Below are 3,679 nucleotides of genomic sequence, written 5' to 3'. Positions count from 1 at the left end.
CCGCCTCGCCCGCGCGCCCGACGGCGCCATCGCCGTCACCGACCGCTGGGGCCACGAGCGCCGCTACGCCGCCGTCCTCTCCACCTGCCAGACCTGGCTGCTCACCACCTCGATCGAGACCGACGAGCGCCTGTTCTCCCAGAAACTGTGGATGGCGCTCGACCGCACCCGCTACATGCAGTCCTCGAAAACCTTCGTGATGGTCGACCGCCCCTTCTGGCGCGACCGCGACCCCGTCACCAACCGCTACCGCATGTCCTGCACCCTGTCGGACCGTCTGACCCGCGGCACCTACCTGTTCGACAACGGGCCCGACCGCCCGGCCGTCATCTGCCTCTCCTATTCCTGGATGAGCGATGCGCTGAAGGTCCTTCCCCTGCCGCCGGAGCGCCGCGTCGCCCTCATGCTCCGCGCCCTCTCCGCCATCTACCCGGATGTCGACCTGCCCGCCCGCATCATCGGCGACCCCGTCACCATCTCATGGGAGGCCGACCCCGGCTTCCTCGGCGCCTTCAAGGGCGCGCTCCCCGGCCATTACCGCTACAATCGCCGCATGTACTGCCACTTCATGCAGGACGACCTGCCGCCCGAGCAGCGCGGCCTCTTCCTCGCCGGCGACGAAATCTCCTTCACCCCGGCCTGGGCCGAGGGGGCGGTGCAGACCGCGCTCAACGCCGTCGGCGGCATCGTCCGCCATCTCGGCGGCGCGGCACCGGCGGCGAATCCCGGCCCCGCCGAATCCTTCGCCGCCCTCGCCCCCGTCGAGCTCCCCGAATGACGCCGTCCCTCTCACCATCCCGTCATCCGCCGCTGACATCGGCGCCCGCCGCCCCCACCTGAAGCCGGCCCCGGTCGCCGGGGCGGCACCGGAGAGCGGAGCAAAAACATGGATCTGGCCTTCGCCGCGCGGTTCCTGGGGGCGTTCTTCGCCATCATGAACCCCTTCGTCACCCTGCCGATCTTCCTGTCGATGACGGCGGACCGCACCGTCGCCGAACAGCGCTCGATCGCCCTGCAGATCGGCACCTACAGCACGGTGATGTGCCTCGTCATCGCCGTCGCCGGCAACGCGATCATCGGCTTCTTCGGCATTTCGATCGACGCCTTCCGCGTCGCCGGCGGCCTCGTTCTGCTCGGCATCGCCTTCTCGATGCTGAACGGCCACCCGATCACCGCGCACGAGCGCGGCGACCACGAGAAATCCGCCGACTCCGCCGCCGATGCGGCGGACGACGCCGAGGGCGGCATCGCCTTCTACCCGCTGACCTTCCCCCTCGTGGTCGGCCCCGGCACCATCGCCACCCTCATCATCTATGCCGGGCAGGCCCGCGGTGTGCCGGAATACGTCGCCTTCGGCCTGATCACCGCGCTGCTGCTCGCGGTGCTGATCGTCGTCCTCTACTTCGCCGCCTCGATCGGCCGGCTGCTCTCCGCCCGGATGCGCGTGGTCATGACCCGCCTGATGGGCATGATCCTCGCCGCCATCGCCGTCGGCATGGTCACCGCCGGCCTGAAGATCCTGCTCCCCGGCCTCACCTGAGGCCCCGCGAACCGCACAGGAGCCACATGCGCGCCATCCTCTCCGTCCGGATTTCCTCGCCCCTGCCGGCCGACGAACTCGTCCGCCGCATGAACGCCCGCGCCGCGGACTTCGCCGCCGTGCCCGGCCTCGTCCAGAAATCCTTCGGCCTCGACCCGCTCAGCGGCGACATCTGCGGCATCTACATCTTCGAAACCCGCGCCGCCCTCGAAGCCTACCGCGCCAGCCCCCTCGCCACCTCGATCCCCGCCGCCTACGCGGCGACAGAGATCCGCCGGGAGATTTTCGATCTGGTCAACCTCGTGCAGAATTGAACCGCCCGCCGCGCCCGAACCGCCGACAGAGGCTGGCAGGGATCGCCGCTTCGGGCCGTTCAGTCGTCGGCGAAATATTTCGTCCGCACCGGCAGGCCGGCCTCGGCGCGCAGCTTGTTCTCGGTGAACGGCATGTCCCCGAACCCCTTGATGCCAACCGTCATGTGCTCCTCGCTCCGGTCGTCGCGCTCGGCGGCCCCGTTCAGGTAGTGCCATGCGTGGATGAGTTCGTGGCCCAGGGTGATATGGGGAATCAGCCAGGTCCCGTCCTTCGTGAGCAGCTCGTTGTTACTGTAATAGACCCAGCAGCAGCAGCCGCAGCCGACCTTGCCGCCACTCATCATCTTGCCGCGGCCTTCCGCCTCGTCGATGCCCTGGCACGCGATCTTCGCAGCCATCGACGGCATCAGAGCGCCCTTCCGGCCGTAATACCAGTCGTCATATTTCGCCTGGTCGCCGACCCGGATGTTGCCGTTGCCGCCGACCAGCCCGGGCGCGCTGTACTGCCGCGACAAGGGAGGCTGAAGCACAACGTTCACGCCGTTCGGAAAATGGCCGTGCGATCCCGGCCGCGACTTCGCGATGGCCTTGAGCAGTGCCTTGCCGGTGTCGAGCTGATTCAGTTTGCGCAGGTTTTCCTTGATGATAACCTTGGCCTCCTCGACGCGGCGAGTGGAACCTCGGCCGTTTCTGGAGCGACGCGGCCACCACCGCAGGTAGCGGCGCCCCCGCTGCCCTTAGCCAGTTTCTTGGTTCGGCTGGAGCGCCGTTTCTCCGTCCCGGCCTGATCGTCCGCTCGGCGTCGCGCGCAGCCGCGGTCAAGAATGGCCGCAGGCCGCTTCGCCGGCTCGTTCAGCCGCGCCTCCAACTCCGCAATCCGGCGTTCAGCAGCGGCCAGCCGGACCGTCAGTTCCACGTTCCGCCGCTCCGAAGCTTGCAATGCTTCCCACAGAGCACGGATCAGCGCATCTTTCTCGGCGTGCGATAGAACGGATAGATCAGGAAGCTCGGTCACGAAACCCGTCGAATCGCATCCGACGTGGTCACGTCAATTCACAATTGATTCAACACGCCTCCCGGCGGGGATGAGCAGCTACTCAAATTGCAGACCATTACCGAAAAAGTTCCCTACTACCGTGTAGTTGGCATTCTGCGCGGTGATGGCGGGGGTCGCAATGTCCCGATAATAGGCCCATGCCTTGTAGACGCTATATTCCTTGCGGAAGTCGCCAAGCTCGGTCCCGGAAACCTTCCAATATGAATAGGTTGCAGCGAGATCACCTGGAAAGCCCTGTCCGTAACAGTAGAAGTTTTGCCCCTGCCGGAAGAAGATCCAAACAAGTTTTGAAGTCGGAAGCACAAGTCCGAGCGGAGGAATATCAATGTTCGCCCGCTGCACTGCGTCCATAATGTATTTCTTAATCTGCTGCTCAATAACGAGGGCGTCAGAATCGCCGACATCGCGCGCCAGATTCTTGAGCAGCCCCTGGAGCTGATCGAAGTGCGTCGGAATCCCCATCCGTCGCTGATCAGCTGTGTGTTCAGTCTTTCCAAACAACTCGAAGATACGAGCCTTAATCTGCTCTTGTGCAAGCGAGCTACCGCCATGAGTTGCTCCATTGCCGGCCGAATAATCAGTGCCGCGCCTGCCTAGCCCATGCTTGGCGTCCCACTTATCTTTCAATGACTTACCCTCCTCTACGCATCAAGCAGATTAACTCACTGCCTTGTCTACAAATCCCAGCGTCGTGGCATTCTCGATCAATGTTCTGGTCTTTGCACGATCAAGCCCACTTTCTACTTCAGCGTCAATCTCAAAACGTAT

The 3,679-nt window shown here is 64.6% G+C and carries 5 protein-coding genes; 3 read left to right on the top strand and 2 right to left on the bottom strand.

Translation table 11 applies throughout. The features are described 5' to 3' along the window. The 3 genes from APM_RS00855 to APM_RS00845 all read left to right on the top strand — a co-directional run. Window positions 1-778, top strand: a 778-nt coding sequence (locus APM_RS00855) for an FAD-dependent oxidoreductase (protein WP_007421464.1), incomplete at its 5' end; no start/stop codon positions are given. Between the two features lie 108 nt (window positions 779-886). After that, window positions 887-1,540: a MarC family protein gene (locus APM_RS00850; RefSeq protein WP_007421463.1), complete on the top strand. Its 654-nt coding sequence runs from the start codon at window positions 887-889 to the stop codon at window positions 1,538-1,540. Window positions 1,541-1,566: 26 nt separating this feature from the next. Then, a complete protein-coding gene (locus APM_RS00845) occupies window positions 1,567-1,854 on the top strand; it encodes a YdhR family protein (RefSeq protein ID WP_035188890.1) in 288 nt (95 codons plus the stop codon). A gap of 59 nt (window positions 1,855-1,913) precedes the next feature. Here the strand turns inward: APM_RS00845 and APM_RS00840 are convergent, their stop codons facing one another. Both APM_RS00840 and APM_RS00830 read right to left on the bottom strand, forming a co-directional pair. Continuing rightward, complete coding sequence (locus APM_RS00840; RefSeq protein ID WP_035188891.1) at window positions 1,914-2,369, bottom strand: M91 family zinc metallopeptidase; 456 nt, start codon at window positions 2,367-2,369, stop codon at window positions 1,914-1,916. Between the two features lie 578 nt (window positions 2,370-2,947). Further along, window positions 2,948-3,538, bottom strand: a complete 591-nt coding sequence (locus APM_RS00830) for a hypothetical protein (RefSeq protein ID WP_138919137.1) — start codon at window positions 3,536-3,538, stop codon at window positions 2,948-2,950. Between the last annotated feature and the right edge of the window lie 141 nt (window positions 3,539-3,679).

This window comes from Acidiphilium sp. PM, from assembly GCF_000219295.1.
GTDB classification, from domain to species: Bacteria; Pseudomonadota; Alphaproteobacteria; order Acetobacterales; family Acetobacteraceae; genus Acidiphilium; species Acidiphilium multivorum.
This window is presented reverse-complemented; position numbering and strand designations above follow the sequence as displayed.

What these genes read in the sequence shown, in the direction of transcription:
- APM_RS00845 (WP_035188890.1), top strand. Translation starts at nt 1,567, where the DNA reads ATGCGCGCCATCCTCTCCGTCCGGATTTCCTCGCCCCTGCCGGCCGAC.
- APM_RS00850 (WP_007421463.1), top strand. Translation starts at nt 887, where the DNA reads ATGGATCTGGCCTTCGCCGCGCGGTTCCTGGGGGCGTTCTTCGCCATC.